We start from the raw sequence: 22,192 nt of genomic DNA, 5'->3' as shown, positions 1-22,192 counted from the left end.
GAGTACGTCAGTTCTGCTGGGCCTTGCGACGGCGGGTCACCAGGACCGCGCCGGCGGCCGCGAGGGCCAGGGCGGCGGCGGCGAGGATGCCGACCGGGGCGCTGGAGCCCGTCTCGGCCAGGTTGCCGCTCTCGTCCTTGACCTCGCCACCGGTGGTGGAACCACCGTTGGCCTGCTCGCCGGTGGCGGAGCCGCCGGTCGCGGAGGTCTCACCCGTGGCGGAACCGCCGGTCGCGGAGGTCTCGCCGGTGGTGGAGGTCTCGCCCGTGGTGGAACCGCCGGTCGCGGTGGTCTCGCCGGTGGTGGTCTCGCCCGTGGTGGTCTCACCGGTCGTCGTCTCACCGGTGGTGGTCTCACCCGTGGTGGTCTCACCGGTCGTCGTCTCGCCCGTGGTGGTCTCGCCCGTGGTGGTCCCGCCGGTGGTGGTGCCGGACTCGGCCACGCAGGTGTGGGACAGGTTGAACCAGCCCTGCTTGATCACGCCGTCGACCTCGGCCTCGGCCGAGACCAGCTTCGCGCCCGGAGCGGAGGCCACGTACGCGTGCTTGTCGGACGGCGGACCGAAGGTCGTGATGACCTGCTCGCCGCCCGGCTCGAACGTCACCGTCAGCTTGACGAAGTTGACGTCGTTCGTGGGGATGACGAAGTGCCAGCCGTCCTTGTCGGCCGGGATCGTCGGGCAGTCGCCGTCGTGCGGCGCGTCCGACGCGACGATCGGAGTCGGCTGGTGCAGCGGGTAGGTGTGGGAGCCGTCCGACGCGAAGGCGGCGGGGGCGAGAGTCAGAGAGCCCGCCATGGCCGCGACAAGAGCGGCTGCGGGGATGAAGGAGCGTCGCATGTGCAGTCGTCCATCTGTGGGATGAGGATGCCGTGGGAGGTGGCTGGGGCAGCCTATCCGTCGCCTCAAGTCGTCCTTAAGCCAGCGGTCCATAACGATTGGCCCAGGAATCAGGCCCAAACGGGTCAGAGTGCGAAGAACGCCGCCACCAACACCGCCCCGCCGGCTCCCGCCAACGACCAAGCCGTGCGCGGCAGTCGCATCCCGCCGCCCACCAACGGCGCCGCGAGCAGCAGCGCCCCGCCCAGCGGGAGCCACGCGTGCAGCCCCCCGCCCCAGCCCGTCCGAACGCCCTCGTCCGTACCCGGCTTCACCACCACCGGGATCGTCGCGCCCTTCTCCGCCGCGACCGAACGCGCGATCGTCAGCGTCCGGCGCGTCGACGACGGATCCTCCGGCACGTAACGGCCGCTGCACGTCTCGTCCGTGCAGTCGGTCACCGTCAACGTCCCGTGCTCGCGCCCCTTGGCGAGCAGGACGTGCTGGGCGGAGTTCCACGAGGCCCAGGCACCCGCGACGACGAGGAGCAGGGCGACCAGGGCCATGGCTGCGGTACGGACGTGCGTCATGACCCGCGATCGTACAGTCGTACGTTCCGGGCGCCAGGTCCTACGAGTTGTACGCCGACTGGGCCCGCTCCAGGCCCTCCGCCACCAGGCACTCCACCGAGTCCGCCGCCCGGTCCACGAACCAGTCCAGGTCCTTGCGCTCCGCCGACGAGAAGTCCTTCAGGACGAAGTCCGCGACCTGCATCCGGCCCGGCGGACGTCCGATCCCGCACCGCACCCGGTGGTAGTCCGCGCCCATCGCCTTCGTCATCGACTTCAGGCCGTTGTGCCCGTTGTCGCCGCCGCCCAGCTTCAGCCGCAGCGTCCCGTAGTCGATGTCCAGCTCGTCGTGGACCGCCACGACGTGCGCCGTCGGCACCTTGTAGAAGTCGCGCAGCGCCGTCACCGGACCGCCCGAGAGGTTCATGTACGACATCGGCTTCGCGAGGATCACCCGCCGGTTCTCCGGACCGGGCGGCCCCATCCGGCCCTCGACGACCTGCGCCTGGGCCTTCTGCGCCCGCTTGAACGAGCCGCGGATCCGGTCCGCGAGCAGGTCCACGACCATGAAGCCGATGTTGTGGCGGTTGGCCGCGTACTCGGGCCCCGGGTTGCCGAGGCCGACGATCAGCCAGGGGGCGTTCGCGTCGTCCGTCATGTGCGTCAGGTCTCCTCGTATCCGTACAAGAGAAACGGGGTGACGGGCCCGTACGGCCCGTCACCCCGTCACGTCAGACAGAGCCTACGGCTCAGGCCTCGGCGCCCTCGGTCTCGGCCTCGGCGGCCGGCTCCTCGGCCTGCGCGGCCAGGACCTGGATGACGACGGCGTCGGGGTCGGTCACCAGCGTCGCGCCCTTCGGGAGGGTGATGTCCTTGGCGAGGACGGAGGCACCGGCCTCCAGGCCCTCCACGGAGACCGTGACGGCCTCGGGCAGGTGGGTGGCCTCGGCCTCGACGGACAGGGTGCCGAGCACGTGCTCGAGCAGGTTGCCGCCGGCGGCGAGCTCGCCCTCGGCCTGGACCGGGATCTCGACGGTGACCTTCTCGCCGCGCTTCACGAGGAGCAGGTCGACGTGGATCAGGAAGCCCTTGATGGCGTCGCGCTGGACGGCCTTCGGGATCGCCAGCTCGTTGGTGCCGTCGATGTCCAGGGCGAGCAGGACGTTCGGCGTGCGGAGCGCCATGCCGAGCTCGTGGGCCGGGAGGGTGACGTGGATCGGGTCCGAGCCGTGACCGTAGACGACGGCGGGAACCTTGGCGTCACGACGGATCGCGCGGGCGGCGCCCTTGCCGAACTCGGTGCGGACGGAAGCGGCGAGCTTGACCTCGGACATGGTGCACTCCTCGTAGAAGGTGACGAAAAAGGTGGTCACCCGGCCACGACTGGCGATGGCCTGCTACGAAGAGCGCGTCGATAACGGACCGCCGTGACCCTCTACGGGTACGGCCTCCCTCGCCGAGCAACTACGGCAGTCTACCCGCAGCCCCCGACCCGCCCAAATGGATCAAGTCGACGGAACGCGGAAGGGCCGCCTCCCCCGAGCGGGGGAAACGGCCCTTCCTCACTTCCGTGGGGCTCAGTGCTCCTCGAAGAGGCTCGTCACCGAACCGTCCTCGAACACCTCGCGCACCGCACGCGCGATCGTCGGCGCGATCGACAGCACCGTGATCTTGTCCAGCTCCAGCGCACCCGGCACCGGCAGCGTATCCGTGAACACGAACTCGCTCACCTTCGAGTTCTTCAGCCGGTCCGCGGCCGGACCCGACAGGATGCCGTGCGTGGCCGTCACGATCACGTCCTCCGCACCGTGCGCGAACAGCGCGTCGGCCGCGGCGCAGATCGTGCCGCCCGTGTCGACCATGTCGTCGACCAGGACACAGACACGGCCCTTCACGTCACCGACGACCTCGTGCACGGTCACCTGGTTGGCGACGTCCTTGTCACGACGCTTGTGCACGATCGCCAGCGGCGCGTCCAGACGGTCGCACCAGCGGTCGGCGACCCGCACACGACCCGCGTCCGGAGAGACGATCGTCAGCTTCTCGCGGTCGACCTTCGCACCCACGTAGTCCGCCAGGACCGGCAGCGCCGACAGGTGGTCCACCGGACCGTCGAAGAAGCCCTGGATCTGGTCCGTGTGCAGGTCGACGGTGAGGATGCGGTCCGCACCGGCGGTCTTCAGCAGGTCCGCCACCAGGCGGGCCGAGATCGGCTCACGACCGCGGTGCTTCTTGTCCTGACGGGCATAGCCGTACGACGGGATGATCACGGTGATGCTCCGGGCGGAAGCCCGCTTCAGAGCATCGATCATGATCAGCTGCTCCATGATCCACTTGTTGATCGGAGCCGTGTGGCTCTGGATCAGGAAGCAGTCCGCGCCGCGCGCCGACTCCTGGAAGCGGACGTAGATCTCACCGTTGGCGAAGTCGAACGCCTTGGTCGGAACGAGACCGACGCCCAGCTGGTGCGCGACCTCCTCGGCCAGCTCGGGGTGGGCGCGGCCGGAGAAGAGCATCAGCTTCTTCTCGCCGGTCGTCTTGATCCCGGTCACAGCACTGTCTCCTCAGACGTGTTCTCTGGCCGCGGTCCCACGCCCGTCGAGCGCATGTGCGTGCCAGCCGAATTTGTGTGCACGTATCACGGTACGCCGAGTTCGACGTACCTGTTTCCGGTCAGCTTTCGCCGGCGGACTCCTCAGCGGCGGCCTGAGCGGCCTGCGCGGCAGCACTGCCGGGCCGCTTCCGGGCCACCCAACCCTCGATATTCCGCTGCTGGCCACGGGCCACGGCGAGCGAACCGGCCGGCACGTCCTTCGTGATCACGGACCCCGCGGCGGTGTAGGCGCCATCCCCGATGGTGATGGGAGCCACAAACATGTTGTCCGAACCCGTGCGGCAGTGAGACCCGATCGTGGTGTGGTGCTTCGACTCGCCGTCGTAGTTCACGAACACACTCGCCGCACCGATGTTCGAGTACTCGCCGATCGTCGCGTCACCCACGTACGACAGGTGCGGAACCTTCGTCCCCTCACCGATCGTCGCGTTCTTCATCTCGACGTACGTACCGGCCTTCGACTTCTTCCCCAGGTTCGTCCCCGGACGGAGGTACGCGAACGGACCCACGGAAGCGCCCTCCCCGACGACGGCGGAGAAGGCCACCGTGTTGTCCACCCGGGCACCCTTGCCCACGGTGACGTCCGTCAGACGCGTGTTCGGACCGACCACGGCGTCCTCGGCGACGTGCGTCGCACCGAGCAGCTGCGTACCCGGCAGGATCACCGCATCCGGCTCGAAGGTCACCGTGACGTCCACCAGCACGGAGGCCGGGTCCTGGACCGTGACGCCGGCCATCATCGCCCGCTCGAGCAGCCGCCGGTTCAGCAGCGCACGCGCCTCGGCCAACTGCACACGGTTGTTGATCCCCAGGATCTCGCGGTGATCGCCGGCCACGGACGCACCCACCCGGTGACCCGCCTCACGCAGGATCGACAGCACGTCCGTGAGGTACTCCTCACCCTGGCTGTTGTCCGTACGGACCTGACCCAGCGCCTCGGCCAGCAGCTTCCCGTCGAACGCGAACACACCCGAGTTGATCTCCCGGATCGCGAGCTGCTCCGCGGAGGCGTCCTTGTGCTCGACGATCTCCGTCACCGCACCGGAAGCGTCCCGCACGATCCGCCCGTACCCGGTCGAGTCCGGCACCTCGGCCGACAGTACGGTCACGGCGTTGCCGTCGGCGGCGTGCGTCTCGGCCAGCGCGCGGAGCGTCTCCCCCGACAGCAGCGGAGTGTCGCCGCACACGACCACGACGGTCCCGTCCGGGGCCGCGCCCAGCTCCTCCAGGGCCATCCGCACGGCGTGCCCGGTCCCGTTCTGCTCCTCCTGAACGGCGGTCCGGGTCCCGGCGTAGAACTCCTCCAGATGCCCCCGCACCTGCTCACGGGCGTGCCCGACGACCACGACGAGGTGCTCGGGCTCCAGCTCCCGGGCGGCGGACACGACGTGCCCGACGAGCGAACGTCCGGCGATCTCGTGCAGGACCTTGGGAGTCTTCGACTTCATGCGGGTGCCCTCACCCGCTGCGAGGACGACGACGGCTGCCGGGCGGTTGGCGCTCACGGGAATGCCCTTCGGCTTCGGGGGTGGACGCACGAAGGATACCGGGGGGCTGGGGGGCGGACATGAGTGCGGGTCCTGACCTGGACGGTCAGGACCCGCGCTGCATGGGCTCCCGGAGAAGGATTCGAACCCTCATTCAATGGACCAAAACCATTTGTCCTGCCCTTAGACGATCCGGGATAGTTCGCCCTCTATGCCCGATTTCCTGTTGGGGAGATCGGGACGGCCCCTACTATGCCGCACCAGGCCCCCTCGATGCGACGGTACAGATCGGCGCTGCCGAGGATCCGGATCACGAGGCAGCCTCGGTACTCGGTGTTCACGTTCTTGCGGTTGGTTCGCGGGTTGTGGCGTTTCACTGTCGTCTTGCCGAACTCGGATACGGCGACGCCGACGAGATCGGCCCAGAACTGCACCGCGCCGCCCGCGTCCGCGGTCTCGTGGATCATCACGTAGTACCTCCGCTGTTCGGGTTCGACGCCCAGGAGGTCGAGCCACGCGGTGAAGACCTGGATCATTCCGGGGTCGCTGTTCACGAAGACCACGCGTTCGCGGCGGGCGTGCGGCTTGTCCTTCGTTCCCTCCGCCCAGTAGAGACCCACGCCGAGCAGGAAGAGTTCGCGCTCCGACATCGCCCCGATTTCTGCGGCCGCCGCGCGTTTGACCGCCTGGCGTTCCTCATCGCGTCGGCGCAGCGTGACCTCCCAGCCCCGCCGCGCGATCTCCGACGCCTCCTCTCGGGTCCGCTTCCGTTCCGGCTTCGGGAGGTCCCTCACCCACAGCGAGATCGAGCTCTTCGAGCAGCCCAGCTCGACCTGGATCTGGTCGTAGGTCATGCCCTGGAGGCGCAGCTCGCGGGCGCGGTCTCGGAGGTCGTCCTTGGCGTTGGGGCGCTTGGTCCAGGCCGGCGGGGGTTCGCCTTCGAGGAGGCGGTTGAGGATGTCGTTGTTGTCGACGTGGAGACGGTCTCGAATTTGGCGGCGGCTGAGGCCCTCGCGGCGGAGTGCGATCGCCTGCTCGCGCAGGTTCTCGAAGTCCGCGTACTTGCTGATGGCGAACGTCATACGAACACCATCGTCCGGAATGCGGACGTCCGGATCGAAAATCTGGGCGATTCAACAGTTCGAGGGACTGGTGTGTGCCGGGTTGACGTGGGGTCCCACCCGTAGGGTGGTGGGCATGACCACAACGGGGGCAGACCGGGACGCCGCGGGCGTCGGGACTTGGTGGTGGTGGGGGAGACGGCGGAGCGCCGTCCTGGACGTGGCGCTCGCGCTCGTGTCCGCGCTGGAGTGTGCCGTCGAGGGCGTCGGGTTCGCCGACAAGGCTTCGCTGCCGGTGCCGCTGGGGGTGGTGTTCGGGCTGCTCGTCGGCTCCGTGCTGCTCGTCCGGCGTCGCTGGCCCATCGCCGTCGTGCTCGTGTCGATCGCCGTGGCGCCCGCCGAGATGGGCTTCCTCATGGGGATCGTCGGGCTGTACTCGCTCGCCGCCTCCGAGGTGCCCCGGCGGATCACGGCCGTGCTCGCGGGGATGTCGACGCTCGCCGTGTTCGTCGTGACCGTGGTGCGGATGCGGCAGGACGTCGCCCAGGACATCGATCCCAGTGGCTGGTACGTGCCGAGCGTCTCGCTCTTCATGACGCTCGGGCTCAATGCTCCGCCGGTTCTCTTCGGCCTCTACATAGGGGCGCGGCGCCGGCTGATGGAGAGCCTGCGGGAGCGTGCCGACAGTCTGGAGCAGGAGCTGTCGCTGCTGGCCGACCGGGCGGAGCAGCGGGCGCAGTGGGCGCGGCAGGAGGAGCGGACGCGGATCGCGCGGGAGATGCACGACGTGGTGGCGCACCGGGTGTCGTTGATGGTGGTGCACGCGGCGGCGTTGCAGGCGGTGGCGTTGAAGGATCCGCAGAAGGCGGTGAAGAACGCGGCGCTGGTGGGGGACATGGGGCGGCAGGCGCTGACGGAGTTGCGGGAGATGTTGGGGGTGCTGCGGGAGGAGGCGGTTCCGGCTGCTCCGGCGGTGGTGCCGTTGGCGGCGGTGGGGCGGGCCGCCGCGGCGGCGGCGGAGGCGGCGGCCGAGGACGGGCCGTGTCTGGATGCCCTTGAGGCGTTGTGCGAGCAGTCGCGGCTGGCGGGGGCGGCGGTGGAGCTGGTGGTGATGGGGGAGGCGCGTCCGTATGCGCCGGAGGTGGAGCGGACGGCGTACCGGGTGGTGCAGGAGGCGTTGACGAACGTCCACAAGCATGCGGCGGGGGCGGAGGTCGTGGTGCGTCTGGCGCATCGGGACGCGGAGGTCGCGATGCAGGTGGAGAACGGGCCGTCGGACGCGGCGGTGGCCGATGTGGGGCTGCCGAGCGGGGGGAACGGGCTGGTGGGGATGCGTGAGCGGGTGGTGCGGCTCGGGGGTGTGTTCGTGTCGGGTCCGACGGACGCGGGTGGTTTCAAGGTGTCGGCGGTGCTGCCGACGGGGGCCGGTGCGTCCTAGCCCGCCGTCAGGCGTGTGGGCTGGGCCCCCGTGATCAGGGTCGACAGTGCCGCGTCGATGTCCTTGCCGAGGTACCAGTCGCCCGCGTGGTCGAGGCTGTAGACGCGGCCTTCGGCGTCCATGGCGAGGACGGCCTGGTGTTCGCCTTCTTCGCCGAGGGGGGCGAGCTGGGTGTCCAGGGCGCGGCCGAGGTCGGCGAGGGTGCGGGCGAGGTGGAGTCCGGCGAGGGGGTCGAAGCGGACGGCGGCGGGTGCTATCTGCCGGCCGTGGCCGGGTGCGGTGATCCGCAGGCCGCCGAATTCGGCCCAGGCTTCGACGGCGGCGGGGAAGACGCTGTGCCGGTGGCCGGCGGGGGAGACGTGGGCGCGCAGGGTGTCGGCCCATTCTTCGGCGAGTTTGATGTCCCAGCGGCCGGGTTGCCAGCCGGCTTCGCGGAGGGCGGCGTCGACGTTGACGGGGAAGCGGGTGGTGCTGAGGTGGTCGGGCATGGGGTGCGGTCAGCCGTTCTCGACGGGCGTGGTGGGGTCGACGGCGCGGACTCCGAAGTGGGCGAGCATGGCCGTACAGGAGCGGCAGGGTGCCGCGTAGCTGCCGTGGAGCGGGTCGCCGTCCTCGCGGATGCGCCGGGCGGTGAGTTTGGCCTGCTTGAGGGAGCGGCGGGCCTCGCTGTGGGTGAGGGGTTTGCGCTGGGCGCGCTTGGAGCGGTTGTTCTCGGTGGCGGTGAGGTGCCGGGAGAGCAGGATCGCCTCGGGGCAGCGGCCGGTGAAGCGTTCCCGCTGGCTGCTGGTGAGGGTGTCCAGGAAGTCCTGGACGAGGGCGTGCAGGACGGGTGGCCGGTCGCCGCGGCCCGCGGTGCACGTGAGGGTCTCTCCGCGGACGGAGAGGGCGGCCCCCACGGTGGGGAGGATTCCGTCGCGGCGGTGACGCAGTAAGGGTGCGCGCGTGGCTTCGGCGCTGCTGCTCCAGTTGAGGCGTGGGTCACCCTGTGTGGGCGTTGTTGCTGCGTACATGGTGCTGGTCTTCCCCTCCTGCAATCCCCCGAGTTGCGTGGACAGCCTGCCAAATAGGGAGCCATATGGGGAAGCTGGGGCGGCGAAACGCGTCTTCGGTGTGTCGGAATCATGGTGCACCTGTCATGGCGTCGTGACAGTTGGTCACTCTCAGTCGCGGAGGGATCGGGTCCGGTTCGGTCTCTTGTGGCAGCGCATAGGCTGTGCGGCATCAGTCGGCCGCAGCCGTCGGCTGTCGGTAGCAAGCAGTCAGCGACGCCATGCAGGGGGCAACCGCCATGACGACAGGTCGGCTCGGGCAGGACACCGCGCCACCGAACGCGGCCTACGCCGGGCAGGTCGTGCATTTCCCGGATCCGGTCCGTGCGTCCCGTCACCCCAGAGGGGTACGGGTGGACGAGTACGGCTACCCGGACTTCTCGCCGTATGCGCGCGCGGCTGCGGAGATCGCCGATCCGCCGGAGGGTTTCGGCGTGGACGAGCTGCGTCTGACGGACTACGTGTCGGCGAACGCGGCGCTCGCGGCGACCGGTCATGAGTTGTGGGACACGATTCCGTCGGTGGCGACCCCGCACGGCTGGACGTGGCACCACGTGGCGGGTTCGCGGCGGATGGAGCTGGTGCCGGTCGAGGTGAAGGCGCTGCTGCGGCACCACGGTGGGGTGGCGACGGCCGCGGTGGACCAGTCGAAGCGGGGGACGCGTCCGCTGCAGGAGACCCGGCCGGTGCACTTCGGGCTGCCGAAGGGCCGTCTGTCGGTGTCGGAGCTGCAGCTCCAGGGCGTCGAGGAGGATCTGGGCTATCGGCTGCCGGGGGCGTACCGCTCGTTCCTGAAGGCGGCGGGCGGGTGTGCTCCGGTGGGGGCGGCGCTCGACGCGGAGCTGGGTGTCCTGGTGGACCAGCCGTTCTTCACGGTGCGGGAGGAGGCGGGGGTCAATGACCTGGTCTACGTCAACAAGTGTCTGCGTGACCATCTGACGAAGGACTATCTGGGCGTCGCTTTCGTCCAGGGCGGTCTGATCGCGCTGAAGGTGCGGGGTGCGGCGGTCGGTTCGGTGTGGTTCTGCGCGTACGACGACGCGCGGGACTCCGGCGAGGTGGCGGCCGGCTGGACGGTGAACGAGCGGGTGGAGCGGCTGCTGCTGCCCTGTGGTGCGGACTTCGACGCGTTCCTCGGGCGTCTGGCGGGCAATCCGCCGGAGTTGGAGACGGTGGCGAACCTGATGGTGGACGGTGGCTTCGCGCGTGCCGTGCCCGTGGTCCCGGTGGGGGAGTGAGCTGGCTGTGGTGACGTTCGCGCAGGCGCAGGAGCGCGCCGAGGAGTGGATCAACGGCGATCTGCCGGGGTACCAGCACCGTGAGGTGCGGGTGCGGGAGTTCGAGCTGGGGTTCGTGGTGTGGGCGGAGGACCGCGAGGGCGGTCCGACGTCGGACGGCGGGCGTCAGCGGCTGGTGATCGCGCGGGACAGCGGTGAGGCGACGCTGTGGCCGGGACTGCCGGTGGGTGAGGTGATCCGGCGGTACGAGGAGGAGTACGGGGCGACGGACGAGGTTCCGGCGCAGGCGGCGGTGCCGGCGGCGCGGATCGATCTGAACCAGACGTCCTTCCTGTTGAGTCCGCCGGAGTGGCTGCAGGACGCGGCGGACAAGATCGGGTTGCCGAGGGAGGAGTCGCACGCCTCGCAGGAGAGCGTGAGCGCGTCGGCGCCGGCGGACGACGCGTCGGACGCGGTGGGGGCGGGGGCGTCGGGTCCTTCGGCTTCGGTGGCTTCGTCTTCTTCGTCGTTGTCCTCTTCCTCCGTTTCGGTGGCTTCTTCCGCCTCCTCCGTCTCGGCGGACTCGTCGGCTTCGGTGACGGCGCCGGAAGCGGCTTCGGAGGCCGCTTCGGCTCCGGTTCCGGCCGCGGAGCCCGTGCCCGTACCGGCGGTCGAGCCCGCCCCGGGTACGGACGCGTACGAGCCGACGGCGATGGACGGCGTTCCGGCGTCGGGCCCGGCCGCGTCGGGTCCCGCGGGGGCGGTGCCCGCGCCGGCCGCGCCTCCGGCTCCGCCCGCTCCCACGCCCCCTGCCGCGCCGTCCGGCCCGTGGGTGGACGCGAACGCGAGTTCCGGTGGTGCGGACGGGGCGGTGCCGCTGCCCGCGACCGTCTTCGCGCCGCCGCTGTCGGGGACGGACGACGAGGACGCCCCGCCGCCGTCGGTGGGCGCGGACGCGCCGACCGCCCTGATGAAGGGCGGCAGCGCGCTGCCGCCGACCGCGATCGCCCCCCGTCTCGACCCGGCGGCACCGGCTCCGGGCACGGTTCCGCCGGCCCCGCCGTCGCCGCCCGCGCCGCAGCCTTCGCCGGCTCCCGCGCAGGCGGGTCCGGGCGTGCCGCCTCCGCCGTCCGCGCCTTCGGCGCCGGGGGGCGGGGACATCGCGGACGCCGCGACGAGCAAGGCCGCCCTGTCGCCGAAGGCCGGGCGCGGTCCGACGCCGCCTCCGCCGCCGGGAGTTCCGGGCGTGCCGGGAGCCTCGTCGGGCGGCAACGCGTACATTCCCACGCAGCTGGTGTCGCAGCTCGGGCCCGAGGGGCTCCAGCCGCCCGGCCCGCCCGGCCCGCCCGCGCAGCCGGGTCAGCCCGCGCAGCCGGGTCCGCCCGGCCCGCCGCCTCCGCCCGCTCCGGCGCCGCCGGTCGGCGGGCACACGCCGCCGCAGCCGGTGCACCACGCGGCGACGATGCTGGCGCATCCGAGCCAGGGTGGTCCGGGCGCGCCCCCGCCGCCCCCGCCGCCGCCGGGTGTGCCGGGCGGTACGCCCGCGGGCGGCATCGCGCACGCCGCGACGATGCTGGCGCACCCCGGTCCGGGTGGCCTGGGCGGTCCGGGGGCTCCGCCGCCTCCGCCCGCTCCGGCGCCGCCGGTCGGCGGGCACACGCCGCCGCCCGCGCCCGGTCCCGTGCCCGGGGCGCCGGTCCCCGGGGCGCCCGTGCCCCCGGCGTACGGCTATCCGCATCCGGCGGGTCAGCCGACGGTCGGTCCCGGCTACCAGGCGGTGCTGCGCTACCGGGCGCCGGACGGTTCGGAGGCGCAGATCATCCGGCGTTCGGCGCCGGGCACCCCGCATCCGGAGTGGCAGATCCTGCACGAGCTGCGCGCGCTGAACGTGCCGCCGCAGCAGGTGCTCGAACTCCACACGGAGCTGGAGTCCTGCGAGCTGCCGGGCGGTTACTGCGCGCGGATGATCCGGGAGACGTGGCCGCAGGCGCGGATCACGAGCATCGCCCCGTACGGCCGCGACCACGCGGGCCGTCAGCAGGGCATGCGTCAGCTGCTGACCCATCAGGGCGAGCTGCACCAGGTCGCGGACGGTCCGGCGCGTCCGGCTCCGGTGCGGGCGCCGCTGCCGCAGGTGCAGCCGGCGCCGCCGATCCCCCCGGAGGGGATCGCGCAGGAGCTGGCGGGCGCGTTCGGTCCGGGCGTGCTGCGGTTCGACCAGCGGGCGGTGTCCCGGCAGGGCGTGCCGGAGATCGTGGCGCGCACGCTGGTGTGGGCGGGGCTTCCGGCGGACTTCGGTCCGTTCTTCTGGGCGCAGCCGGCGATGCCGGTGGTGCCGACGCTGGCGGAGCTGGCGGCGCAGCGGCAGGTGCAGGCGGCGCCGGACGCGAGCTCGTACCTGGTGCTCGGGTCGGACTTCGGCCGGGCGATCTGTGTCCAGTACGGGACCGCGCACATCGTGGCGGTGCCGGTGGAGGCCGGGCCGGGCGGGCAGTCGGTGCCGCCGCAGTTCGTGAACACGGGGCTGCCGGAGTTCACGCGGTCGATGGCGCTGCTCGGCCGGATGTGGCGGCTGCGGTTCGGGCTGAACCCGGAGCAGGCGGGTCGCTGGACGGTCGACTTCCAGGCGCAGCTGGCGATGCTGGACCCGGCGGCGCTGTCGTCGCCGGAGAACTGGTGGTCGGTGCTGCTCGAGCAGATGTGGGACGGTCTGCTGTAGCGCAGGGGAGTCGTAATGTGACGAAGGGCGCTCGACGTGTGGCCACGTTGGGCGCCTTTTGTCCGTTCTGATGCAGCATTCTTTATGGGTCGTGCTTTATGGGTCGGTCCAGGGAGAAGGGGCGTCAGGGATGAGTTTCGCCGTCGGGCGGGGGCGCGGGTACCGCCCCGAGCAGGTCGACCGCCACCTCGCCGCGCTCTCCGAGGAGCGCGACGCAGCCTGGGAGCGGGCGGCGCGGCTCACGGTCCTCGCGAAGGAGATGGAGACGGAGGCCGCCGGGCTCCGCCTGGCCGTCCAGCAGCTCGTCCCGCACCGGTACGAGTCCCTCGGCGAGGCCGCGCAGAAGATCCTGGAGCTGGCCGAGCAGGAGGACGAGCGGCTCGTACGGGAGGCCGAGGCGGAGGCGCAGGCCCTCGCGGAGGCCGCCGAGCAGGCGGCCCGGGAGGCGACGGAGGCCGCCGAGGCGTACGCGGAGGAGGTCAGGGCCGCGGCGGACGCGGCGGCCCTGGCGACCCTGGAGGAGGCCCGCGCGCGGGCCGAGGAGATGGTGACGATCGCCCGCCGGGACGCCGAGGGCGCCCGGGAGGCCGCGCGGGAGGCCTTCGAGGAGACCGAGCGCCGGGCACAGGCGCTGCTCGCGGAGCAGCGGGAGGAGCAGCGGACCGTACGGGCCGAGGCGGAGCGCACGGCGGAGGCGGAGGCGGCGGCCCTGGACGCCCGCCACGAGGAACTGGTCGCGGCGGCGGAGGCGGGGCTCGCGGAGACGCAGCGGGCGCTGGCCGAGACGGAGGAGCAGGCCCGGCACGGCCAGGAGGACGCCGAGGCCCGCGCGGCGGAGCTGCTCGCCGAGGCCAGGATGAAGGCGGAGCGGATCGAGCGCGAGACGGAGCGGGTGCTGCGGGAGCACGAGGAGGCGCGGGACGAGATCCACTCCCACATGGAGCACATCCGCAACTCGCTGGCGGCGCTGACTGGGCGTCCGGCGGCGTCGGAACAGGCCGGGAAGAAGCCCGACTCGAAGGACGGGAAGGGCTCCGAGGACGCCGAGGACGCCGAAAAGGCCGAGGGTTCCGAGGGCTCCGACTAGGCTCCCGCCCCATGCTCTTGAGACTGACGGCCGTCACCCTCGACTGCGCCGACCCCATGGCCCTCGCCGCCTTCTACCAGCGGGCCACCGGGCTTCCGCTCGCCGACCGGTCCGACGACGAGTTCGCCGGACTGCGAGGCGCGGACGGCCCGTTCCTCGGATTCCAGCGCGTCGAGGGCTACCGTCCCCCGTCCTGGCCCGGCGGGGAGGTCCCGCAGCAGCTGCACCTCGACTTCGACGTCGACGACCTGGACGAGGCCACCGCCCGCCTGGTGGACTGGGGCGCCACCGTCCCGGACGCCCAGCCCCGCCCGGACCTGTGGCGGGTGCTTCTGGACCCGGCGGGCCACCCCTTCTGCCTGACGGTCCCGCGCGAGCCCCGAGAGGACCAGGATCCTTCTTCTGGATCATGACCGGGGCGGCGGGAGGCGTGTCGGAGGCGGTGGTCAACGCCTTTCCCTCTAAGGGAGCGAACAAGTTGAAGCACGTACGTATCTCCGGTCGCCGTCTCACGGCGGCGGCCGTCACCGCCGTCCTCGCGGTGACCGGCGGCACGATGGCCACGACCCCGGCCACGGCCGCGCCGGCCACGGGGGTCACCCAGGAGGACCAGCAGGCCGCCGTGCCGTTCCCACGCGACGCGGACGTCGTCGGCGCGGGCCCGAGCGGCTTCCTGTCGAAGACCCGCGGCACCACGCCGGAGTTCCGCTGGACCTGGTACGCGGACGGCTCGTCGGTCGTGCTGCCGGGGGCTTCGATGCCGCCGCGTCCTAGGACCTCGTCGTCACCGGCGACCGGAGCTCCCTGTGGGACAGCCACGTCCTGAACTCCACGACATGTCGACGCCCGCGTCGGCGGCCGCCCCTGCTGTGGTGAACCTCGACGAGCTCGGCACCGGATGCAGCCTCGCCGGGGTCTTCGGTTCCACCCTCGCCGTCCTCCTGCCGACCGGGGAGGACCGCTTCCAGAGGCGCCTCTTCGCCTTCCAGGACGGCAGGCCGACCGAGCGCCCGATCGCCGGGCTGCCCGAGGACTGCGTCCCCGGCCTGGAAGGCGGCTACACAGCCGGGGCCGCGCTCTTCGACTGCTGGGACCGTGTCGACAGGCCCTGGGCCAAGGTGGTTGTCGATCTCACCACGGCGACCGTGGCGTTCTCGCAAGCCGTGGACGCCGGGCACCAGCCCCAGTGGCAGAACGCCGTCTCCGACACGTACGCGGTGTGGCGGGAGGGCGACGGGACCACCGAGTGGTTCGGTGTGCGCCGGCGCGGCACGTCCGAGCGGAAGCTGATCAAGACGAGCGGTGACTCGTACGACCCGTTCCACCTCATCGGCGGCTGGAACGCCCGGGGCCAGCGGGTCCGCATCGACGCCGACAGCAACCCCAACGGCGCTTCCGGGCTTCAGACGCGGCCTTTCGCCGCCGAGTCGATCGAGACGGGCGAGAAGGTCCAGCTCCTCACGGCCTGCTCGTCCGCCGTCGCCGGTCCTGGCGGCTCGCTCCTGGAGCGCGGCGACACCCCGAGCAGGGGGAGGGCCTCCACCGGATCTCACCGCGCGCGGACGGAGGTCGGCCGGACGTCCAACTGGTCGCGTCGACGGGGCAGTCGACCGTCGTCACCCTCACCGGCTCCTCCGCCCCGACCGCGCTCTCCGGCACCCAGGTCGCGGGCGGGATCGACTTCGGCTGGGACCTGTCCCGGGCGGACAGCCGGGTCTGGCTGACCCTGACCCACGTGCGCAGCCGGGACACCCTGTACACGGGGTGGAGGGTCCCCTTCCCCGTCACCGCCGGGACACCGCGCCACCTCACCTGGCGCTGGGACGGCAAGGACGTGGAGTTCCCCGACCTGAAGATGCCCGCCCGCAACGGTGAGTACGAGTGGAAGCCCACCGCCCGACCGGATCTCCTCGTCCGCCAGACCGACGGCGTGCTGTGGCGCGCAAGCACCCGGCCCACCCCACCGGGTGGCTCCCCGACGGGTACCGGGAGCTGGCGGGTCGGCAGCGGCTGGGGCGGTATCGGCGAGCTCATCGGCGTCGGGGACGCCAACGGTGACGGGCGGGCCGACCTGGTCGGCGGGTCCACCTCCTTCGCCGGTACGGGGAACTGGACGGCCCCCTTCAAGCCCGGCTCGGGTACGGGCGTCAGCACGGAGGAGCGCGCCTTCTGACCCGGCCCCTCAGGTGAGGGCGCACTCCGCCCACACCGTCTTCCCCGGCGCCCGGAGCCTCGGGCACCACCCCCACCGGTCGGCGAGCGCTTCGACGAGCAGCAAACCCCGTCCCCCTTCCGCGAGTTCCGCCTCCGGAAGGCGGCCGGGGCGGGGCGGCACGCGCTCGGTGCGCGTGTCGCCCACCTCGATCCGTGCGACGGACGGGGGTCCGTCCGCGACCCGCAGGAGCAACTGGAAGTCCCGGCCCGGCACGTGCCCGTGCCGCACCGCGTTCGCCGCCAGCTCGGCCGCGACCAGCACGACGGTCTCGTGCGCCTCGGTCCCGTACGGCACGCCCCACTCCTCCAGCCGGACGGCGACCAGCCGCCGCGCGAGCCGGGCGCCCCGGGGTGTCGAGGTGAACCGCAGGGTGAAGATCCTGCTGCTCAAGTAAGGGGAGACGCCACCGTGTCGGGCGGTGCCGGTGGGGCTGCCGTTGTTGCTCGTCATGCCTCCCAAGCTCCTCCTGGTGGCGTAGCGTGACCAGTGGTGACGCACTGACGCGATCTGCTTGTACGTGCCGTGTCGGTGCCGGTACGAGAGGTGGGGCGCGTTGGCGGAGGAAGAGCCCGAGGGCGAGGCGGGCCAGGCGGCGGACAAGTCCGGCCAGGGCGTGGTGGCGGCGTTCGGGCAGAGCCTGAAGACGCTGCGGGTGCGGGCGGGGATGGAGCGGGAGGAGTTCGGCAAGCGGCTGGGCTACTCGGCGTCGACGGTCGCCTCGTTCGAACAGGGCCGGAGGATCCCGCCGCCGAGGGCGATCGACCGGGCCGATGAAGTGCTGGACGCGGGCGGGTTGCTGAAGGTCTGGAAGGACCAGCTGGAGAAGGCGCAGTATCCGGCGTTCTTCCAGGGGATGGCGCAGCTGGAGAAGCGGGCGATGGAGCTGCTGGCGTACGACACCTTGGTCGTCAATGGCCTGCTCCAGACCGAGGAGTACATGCGAGCGTTGGTGGGCAATCATTGCCCGCCGGTCGACGCGGAGACCATCGAGCAACGAGTGACTGCCCGGTTGGCCCGGCAGGACATCTTCGATCGGCGCCCCGCCCCGCTTCTGAGCTTCGTCATGTGCGAGTCGGTGCTGCGGCGGAAGGTCGGCGGTGGAGAGGTGCTGCGCGGACAGCTCGAAGAGCTTCTTCTCACCGGACAGCGGAGGAACGTCGAGATTCAGGTCATGCCGCTTGCCAGCGAGGACAACGCTGGCCTGGAAGGGCCGTTCACCTTTATCACCCGTGATGACGGCAAGAGGTTCGTCTACGTTGAGGCCCAGGGCACCAGCACTCTGGAGACCGACTCCAAACAGGCCGTTCTCGCCGCAGCCCGCTATGGGATCATCCGGTCGCAGGCTCTCACCCCGCGAGAGTCACTGGCGTTCGTCGAGAAGTTGCTGGGAGAGCTATGAACAACACGGAATCCCTGGCCTGGTTCAAGAGCAGCTACAGCGGTGGTGACGGCGGCCAGTGCATCGAGGTCGCAGCCCACGCGGGAACCGTGCACGTCCGGGACTCCAAGGACGTGGCCCGGCCGGCCCTGCGGGTCTCGCGCGAGGCGTGGGCCGGGTTCGTCGTGCTCGCCTCGGCGGAGTAGTACAGCCCGCCGTTGTACGCGTGAGGGCCCTGCCCGTCCGAGCCGGACGGCAGGGCTCTCGGGCTAGGACCGGTCCGGCCCCGGTCCGCGTCGGGTCACCAGGACGACCGCGGGTCTTGTACGTGCTGCGGCGAGTGCCGGTCCTCTCCCCGCCCCAGGCCGGTCCGGACCAGGAAGCCGGGGTCCACCTCCCGCAGCGGGGCAGCGGTGTGCACCCGCTGGGTGCCGGGGATGCCCACCTCGACGAGGGCTCCGTCGCGGAACATCCACAGGCCGAACACGTCGTCGTCCTCGTCGTGCAGCATGACCTGCACGCAGGCGGGCTCGTTCCAGGGCAGGGACTCCAGGTCCTCGAGCACGCCGCGGCGCTGGTACGACCGCCGGAACTCGATGTGCCAGCCCCCTACGAACCAGGGGAGCTGCTCGAAGCAGCCGTACCAGGTGCGGGTCTCGTCCGGCCGCGTCAGCGGCTCCATCACCTCGTCCTCGTATCGAGCCAACACGATGACCTGCGCCATTCTGCTCATGCCCCCATGCCACACCGTGCCGGGCACCGAGGACAACCCGTTTCGGATCCAGAGCCGTCGGGGCTCCTTCCGTACGCTCCGGCTCAGTCCCACCAGAGGGACCACATCGTCGAACGGGCCATGCCGTCGCCGGTTCCGACCAGGTTCTGCACGGTGTCATCGCAGTAGGCAAACAGCTCGGTGGTGGCCTGCGCGGCACCCTGTGGGTCCAGGGGCGGCCGGTCGACCACCAGCTCCAAGTAGGGGCCCGTGGCGAAGAACAGCTGGGCGCCCCACTGCTCCTGCCAGCGGCGCAGGAGTGCCGCGTCATCGAGGGGAGTCAGGCACCGGTCGCCGTGCCCGAACCAGTTCGGATTGCTGTACAGATGCGGGAGGAGCACGGGTACCTCGTAACCGCCCCGCGCGGCCACGAGGTTGATCCACCGCATGCCGCTGGAAATGGCACTGCTACCGATGGCCCACCGCGGCACTCCCAGCCTCGGCCCCACCACCGCCGGGCCGAGCAGTGGTGCCAGACGGTCGGGATCGTAATCGTCCCGCCAGCTTTGGAAGTCCTCGTCGTCGAAGGGGAGGCCCTGGGTCGACCACCGGAAGACGGAGACCACGACCGACGCGGCCCGGGCGTCGTGGTCCTGACAGACGGCCTCACCGACCGCGCGCTCCCACTCGGCCGCGTCGCAGCCCCGTCGGGCGTGGTATTCGGCCACCCTCTCAGGAGAGGCCGACGTGACATAGGGCCACCAGCCGGTCTCCCCGTGCCTGCGCCGCCCTGTCTCCCACACGTCCCGGGCCCGCTCCGACGGCACGCGCACTCCGACGACGTCGACGCCCGTGTCCGTCGCGGCCCGCGCGACCTCGGCCTCGGGGCACCACTCTCGCAGGAGGAGCAGGAGCTCTTCGGCGGGAAGAGCGGGCGGGCGAAGGAACGACGTCATGGACTCAGGACCCTAGAGGGAATCGGCACGGACTGCGCCGCCCTTTTCCTCGACCTACACGCACCGGGCGTCCGCGGGACTCCAGCGGTCGACCTAGACCGCCCAGACCGCGAGGCCGATCGCCATCGAGCAGACCGCGAGGCCCGTGACGAGCGCGCGGGCCGGGACGGTCAGGCGGCGGACGGCGGGCGTGCGGAGGAGGGCGATCGGTACGGCCGCGACGGCGAGGCAGATCGGCGCCCAGCGGAGCGGGAAGCCCTCGGCCGGTCCCGCGTCCGCCTCCGCCCACAGGGCCAGAAACCCCAGGAAGGAGAGCAGCAGGAGGGCGACCGCCCACAGCACGGCCGCCACCACGGCGAGGCCGGTCCCACGGCGGGGCGGTGCCGGGCGGGCGGGACCGTAGAGCGTCGCGTACGTGTCGGGGTTCAAGGCCGGCTCCTTCGGGCGGGGTGACCCCATCGTCGGGTCCGGGGCGCCGCCCGGGCATGGGCGCGCGTGCTCACCTCCGGACGGGCGCGTACTCAACCGGCCAGGCCTCGGCGAGCCTCCTGGCGCTGTGACCGGGAAGGTTCGCCGGGTTGATGCGGCGGCTGGGATCCGTTTGCTGATGAGGCGGTTATTCGAAGCGGGAGACGAAGCGGCGTTGCCAGGGCGTCTCCACGGCGCGTGACGCGTAGTGCTCGCGGACGTAGGCGACTGCCTGGCGGCTGGGCACCCCGTCCAGCACGGCGACGCAGGCCAGGGCCGTGCCGGTGCGTCCGTACCCACCGCCGCAGGCGATCTCGACACGCTCGTGTTCGGCGCGTGCCCATGCCTCACGCAGCGCGTCAGCGGCAGCCGTGCGGTCGGACGGCAGCCAGAAGTCCGGCCAGCGAAGCCAACGAGCCTCCCAGGTGACGGGGGGCGGCTCGTGACCCAGCAGATAGAGCGCGAAGGTGGGCGACGGCCCTGCCGGGAGGGGTCGGCTGAGCCCTCGACCGCGAACGAGCCGGCCCGAGGGAAGTCGCAAGACGCCGGCGGCCGTGGGCTCCCAGGCTGTGAACACGGAATGAGCCTAGCCCTGTCGGCGTGTTCATCGGAATGGGATGTTCGCCGGGCTGGATATCGGGCAGCGGGCCGCGTCGATCGGTGGCCTGTCGTCGGTTTTCATCACCGCCTCACCTTGGGGGAGGCCCCGGGCGAGGCAACCGATGGTCGGACGGGCCCTGATCCTCCTCCTTCAGGACCGGGAAGCGGCGCGGGGCCAGCGTGAGGAGGGCCAGGAGCGCGAGGGCCGCCGCCGCTGCCGCGCCGAGGTAGACCCAGTCCACCGCCGCGTCGACGGCCCGGCGGATGTGGTCCGTGGCGTCCAGGGAGCGGGCCAGGGTGTCGAGGTCCGCGTCGGCGCCGAGGCGGGCGGCCAGGACGCCGTTCGCGACGGCGCCGAAGAGCGCGGCGCCGACGCTCTGGCCGACCTGGCGGCAGAAGAGGACCGAGGCGGTGGTGGTGCCGCGTTCCTCGTACGGGACGGTCGACTGCACGCCGACGATCAGCGGCAGCTGGAAGAGGCCGAGGGCCCCGCCGAGGAGCAGCATCAGGAGCGCGGGCTGCCAGGGTTCGCCGGGGAACGGCAGGAACGGGAACGCGAGCAGCAGGAGCAGTGCGAGCGAGATGCCCAGGACCGCGGTGAGGCGGAAGCCGATGCGGGTGTAGACCCGGTTGGAGAGCGCGGCCGTGATGGGCCAGCTCAGGGTCCATGACGACAGGACGAAGCCGGCGGCTATCGGGCCGAGGCCGAGGACGGACTGGGCGTACGTGGGCAGGAAGACCGTCGGGGCGACCATGAGCAGGCCGAGGGCCCCGAGGGAGAGGTTGACGGCGGCTATCGTGCGGCGGCGCCAGACCCAGCCGGGGATGATCGGTTCGGCCGCGCGCCGTTCGACGGCGACGGTCAGGGCGGCGAGGACGGCGGCCCCGCCGAGGAGGCCGAGGGACGGGGCGGAGAGCCAGGGCCAGGCGACGCCGCCCTGGACGAGCGCGGTGATGAGTACGGCTCCGGTGGCGAAGATCGCCAGCGCGCCCGCCCAGTCCACGCGGACGCGTTCGCGGGGGGCGGTGCGGGCGGGTTCGACGAGGTGGCGGCCGATGAGCCAGAGGGCGATCAGGCCGACGGGCACGTTGACGAGGAAGATCCAGCGCCAGTCGGCGTAGCCGGCGAGCAGGCCGCCGACGGCCGGGCCGGCGACGGAGGAGGCGGCCCAGACGGAGGACAGCTTGGCCTGGATCTTCGGGCGTTCCTTCAGGGGGTACAGGTCGGCGGCGATGGTCTGGACGGTGCCCTGGAGGGCGCCGCCGCCGAGGCCCTGGACGACGCGGAAGGCGATCAGGGAGGCCATGTTCCAGGCGGCGGCGCAGAGCAGTGAGCCGACGAGGAAGAGGACGGTCCCGGCGATGAGGACGGGCTTGCGGCCGAAGGTGTCGCTGAGCTTGCCGTACACGGGCAGGGTGACGGTGACGGCGAGCAGGTAGCCGGAGAAGAGCCAGGAGAAGACGGAGAGTCCGCCGAGGTCGCCGACGATCTGGGGGACGGCGGTGGACACGATCGTCCCGTCGAGGGCGGCGAGCCCCATGGCGAGCATGAGGGCGGCCACGACGGGCCCGCGGCGGGCGGTGCCGGGGGCGGAGGCGGGTGCGGGCGCCGGATCGGCCCCCGCCCGGGTCGTCGACGGTTCCGTCACCGCGCACCATTCCTTTCTTCGTACACCTAAATGTGCGGGAGTCAGGGTCTCACTAGACCTCAGGGTGGGGAACCCCTAGGGGCTTCTCCCCCATGCGGCCCAGGGGCCGTTCGTCCCGGCGGAGGACGAGAAGTGCCGTGCCCACTTCTTAACTTG

25 protein-coding genes and 1 tRNA gene are annotated in these 22,192 nt (G+C 71.7%); 10 read left to right on the top strand and 16 right to left on the bottom strand.

From position 1 onward, the window contains the following. Window positions 1-7 precede the first annotated feature (7 nt). From K7G60_RS15185 to K7G60_RS15150, 8 genes are all read right to left on the bottom strand, one after another. On the bottom strand, window positions 8-796 hold the full coding sequence (locus K7G60_RS15185; RefSeq protein ID WP_225801429.1) for an LPXTG cell wall anchor domain-containing protein: 789 nt from the start codon (window positions 794-796) through the stop codon (window positions 8-10). Window positions 797-963: 167 nt separating this feature from the next. Then, window positions 964-1,407, bottom strand: coding sequence for a hypothetical protein (locus K7G60_RS15180; RefSeq protein WP_225801428.1), 444 nt, complete (start codon window positions 1,405-1,407; stop codon window positions 964-966). A gap of 40 nt (window positions 1,408-1,447) precedes the next feature. Further along, window positions 1,448-2,044, bottom strand: coding sequence for an aminoacyl-tRNA hydrolase (pth, locus tag K7G60_RS15175; protein ID WP_225801427.1), 597 nt, complete (start codon window positions 2,042-2,044; stop codon window positions 1,448-1,450). 91 nt (window positions 2,045-2,135) lie between these two features. Then, window positions 2,136-2,720, bottom strand: a complete 585-nt coding sequence (locus tag K7G60_RS15170) for a 50S ribosomal protein L25/general stress protein Ctc (protein ID WP_225801426.1) — start codon at window positions 2,718-2,720, stop codon at window positions 2,136-2,138. Window positions 2,721-2,963: 243 nt separating this feature from the next. Then, the gene (locus K7G60_RS15165; protein WP_030690291.1) at window positions 2,964-3,938 is read right to left on the bottom strand and encodes a ribose-phosphate diphosphokinase; all 975 of its coding nucleotides are present in this window, start codon (window positions 3,936-3,938) and stop codon (window positions 2,964-2,966) included. A gap of 121 nt (window positions 3,939-4,059) precedes the next feature. Beyond that, window positions 4,060-5,505, bottom strand: a complete 1,446-nt coding sequence (gene glmU / locus K7G60_RS15160; RefSeq protein ID WP_225801425.1) for a bifunctional UDP-N-acetylglucosamine diphosphorylase/glucosamine-1-phosphate N-acetyltransferase GlmU — start codon at window positions 5,503-5,505, stop codon at window positions 4,060-4,062. A gap of 109 nt (window positions 5,506-5,614) precedes the next feature. Further along, window positions 5,615-5,685 (bottom strand) — tRNA-Gln (locus tag K7G60_RS15155). Between the two features lie 11 nt (window positions 5,686-5,696). Next, the gene (locus K7G60_RS15150) at window positions 5,697-6,569 is read right to left on the bottom strand and encodes a hypothetical protein (RefSeq protein WP_225801424.1); all 873 of its coding nucleotides are present in this window, start codon (window positions 6,567-6,569) and stop codon (window positions 5,697-5,699) included. A 115-nt stretch (window positions 6,570-6,684) separates the two neighbouring features. Between K7G60_RS15150 and K7G60_RS15145 the strand changes: the two genes are divergently transcribed. Further along, window positions 6,685-7,986 carry a sensor histidine kinase gene (locus tag K7G60_RS15145; RefSeq protein ID WP_225801423.1) on the top strand — a complete coding sequence of 434 codons (1,302 nt, stop codon included), beginning with the start codon at window positions 6,685-6,687 and terminating at the stop codon, window positions 7,984-7,986. On the opposite strand, the gene K7G60_RS15140 is transcribed toward K7G60_RS15145, so the two are convergent. Both K7G60_RS15140 and K7G60_RS15135 read right to left on the bottom strand, forming a co-directional pair. Further along, the gene (locus tag K7G60_RS15140; protein ID WP_225801422.1) at window positions 7,983-8,474 is read right to left on the bottom strand and encodes an SUKH-3 domain-containing protein; all 492 of its coding nucleotides are present in this window, start codon (window positions 8,472-8,474) and stop codon (window positions 7,983-7,985) included. The two genes, K7G60_RS15145 and K7G60_RS15140, sit on opposite strands and share 4 nt — an antisense overlap. A 9-nt stretch (window positions 8,475-8,483) precedes the next feature. Continuing rightward, window positions 8,484-8,996: a YwqJ-related putative deaminase gene (locus K7G60_RS15135; protein ID WP_225801421.1), complete on the bottom strand. Its 513-nt coding sequence runs from the start codon at window positions 8,994-8,996 to the stop codon at window positions 8,484-8,486. Window positions 8,997-9,274: 278 nt separating this feature from the next. Between K7G60_RS15135 and K7G60_RS15130 the strand changes: the two genes are divergently transcribed. From K7G60_RS15130 to K7G60_RS15100, 7 genes are all read left to right on the top strand, one after another. Next, window positions 9,275-10,273 (top strand): SMI1/KNR4 family protein, encoded by a 999-nt coding sequence (locus K7G60_RS15130; RefSeq protein ID WP_225801420.1) that lies wholly within the window; start codon window positions 9,275-9,277, stop codon window positions 10,271-10,273. A 7-nt stretch (window positions 10,274-10,280) separates the two neighbouring features. Continuing rightward, a complete protein-coding gene (locus K7G60_RS15125; protein ID WP_225801419.1) occupies window positions 10,281-12,971 on the top strand; it encodes an SUKH-4 family immunity protein in 2,691 nt (896 codons plus the stop codon). Between the two features lie 130 nt (window positions 12,972-13,101). Continuing rightward, window positions 13,102-14,058: a cellulose-binding protein gene (locus K7G60_RS15120; protein WP_225801418.1), complete on the top strand. Its 957-nt coding sequence runs from the start codon at window positions 13,102-13,104 to the stop codon at window positions 14,056-14,058. A gap of 11 nt (window positions 14,059-14,069) precedes the next feature. Then, the gene (locus K7G60_RS15115) at window positions 14,070-14,471 is read left to right on the top strand and encodes a VOC family protein (RefSeq protein WP_225801417.1); all 402 of its coding nucleotides are present in this window, start codon (window positions 14,070-14,072) and stop codon (window positions 14,469-14,471) included. A gap of 65 nt (window positions 14,472-14,536) precedes the next feature. After that, a complete protein-coding gene (locus K7G60_RS15110) occupies window positions 14,537-14,884 on the top strand; it encodes a hypothetical protein (RefSeq protein WP_225801416.1) in 348 nt (115 codons plus the stop codon). Window positions 14,885-14,894: 10 nt separating this feature from the next. Beyond that, window positions 14,895-15,782 carry a hypothetical protein gene (locus K7G60_RS15105; RefSeq protein ID WP_225801415.1) on the top strand — a complete coding sequence of 296 codons (888 nt, stop codon included), beginning with the start codon at window positions 14,895-14,897 and terminating at the stop codon, window positions 15,780-15,782. An 11-nt stretch (window positions 15,783-15,793) separates the two neighbouring features. Continuing rightward, on the top strand, window positions 15,794-16,231 hold the full coding sequence (locus tag K7G60_RS15100) for a hypothetical protein (protein ID WP_225801414.1): 438 nt from the start codon (window positions 15,794-15,796) through the stop codon (window positions 16,229-16,231). A gap of 9 nt (window positions 16,232-16,240) precedes the next feature. On the opposite strand, the gene K7G60_RS15095 is transcribed toward K7G60_RS15100, so the two are convergent. Further along, the gene (locus tag K7G60_RS15095) at window positions 16,241-16,723 is read right to left on the bottom strand and encodes an ATP-binding protein (protein ID WP_225801413.1); all 483 of its coding nucleotides are present in this window, start codon (window positions 16,721-16,723) and stop codon (window positions 16,241-16,243) included. A gap of 103 nt (window positions 16,724-16,826) precedes the next feature. Here K7G60_RS15095 and K7G60_RS15090 point away from each other — a divergent pair, with 103 nt between their 5' ends. Further along, window positions 16,827-17,672: a helix-turn-helix transcriptional regulator gene (locus K7G60_RS15090; RefSeq protein WP_225801412.1), complete on the top strand. Its 846-nt coding sequence runs from the start codon at window positions 16,827-16,829 to the stop codon at window positions 17,670-17,672. Next, window positions 17,669-17,857 (top strand): DUF397 domain-containing protein, encoded by a 189-nt coding sequence (locus tag K7G60_RS15085; RefSeq protein WP_225801411.1) that lies wholly within the window; start codon window positions 17,669-17,671, stop codon window positions 17,855-17,857. Before K7G60_RS15090 ends, K7G60_RS15085 begins: the two co-directional genes overlap by 4 nt. 95 nt (window positions 17,858-17,952) lie before the next feature. Here the strand turns inward: K7G60_RS15085 and K7G60_RS15080 are convergent, their stop codons facing one another. The 5 genes from K7G60_RS15080 to K7G60_RS15060 form a co-directional block, all read right to left on the bottom strand. After that, the gene (locus tag K7G60_RS15080; RefSeq protein WP_225801410.1) at window positions 17,953-18,384 is read right to left on the bottom strand and encodes a hypothetical protein; all 432 of its coding nucleotides are present in this window, start codon (window positions 18,382-18,384) and stop codon (window positions 17,953-17,955) included. Window positions 18,385-18,467: 83 nt separating this feature from the next. Continuing rightward, a complete protein-coding gene (locus K7G60_RS15075; RefSeq protein WP_225801409.1) occupies window positions 18,468-19,319 on the bottom strand; it encodes a DUF4253 domain-containing protein in 852 nt (283 codons plus the stop codon). A 93-nt stretch (window positions 19,320-19,412) separates the two neighbouring features. Next, the gene (locus tag K7G60_RS15070; RefSeq protein ID WP_225801408.1) at window positions 19,413-19,748 is read right to left on the bottom strand and encodes a hypothetical protein; all 336 of its coding nucleotides are present in this window, start codon (window positions 19,746-19,748) and stop codon (window positions 19,413-19,415) included. A 187-nt stretch (window positions 19,749-19,935) separates the two neighbouring features. Then, window positions 19,936-20,364, bottom strand: a complete 429-nt coding sequence (locus K7G60_RS15065) for a protein-tyrosine phosphatase family protein (RefSeq protein ID WP_225801407.1) — start codon at window positions 20,362-20,364, stop codon at window positions 19,936-19,938. Between the two features lie 112 nt (window positions 20,365-20,476). Further along, a complete protein-coding gene (locus K7G60_RS15060; RefSeq protein WP_225801406.1) occupies window positions 20,477-22,036 on the bottom strand; it encodes an MFS transporter in 1,560 nt (519 codons plus the stop codon). Between the last annotated feature and the right edge of the window lie 156 nt (window positions 22,037-22,192).

This window comes from Streptomyces sp. NK15101 (assembly GCF_020400725.1).
In the GTDB taxonomy this organism is placed as follows: Bacteria; Actinomycetota; Actinomycetes; order Streptomycetales; family Streptomycetaceae; genus Streptomyces.
The sequence above is the reverse complement of the archived record's forward strand: the minus strand, read 5'-3'. Positions and strand labels throughout refer to the sequence as shown.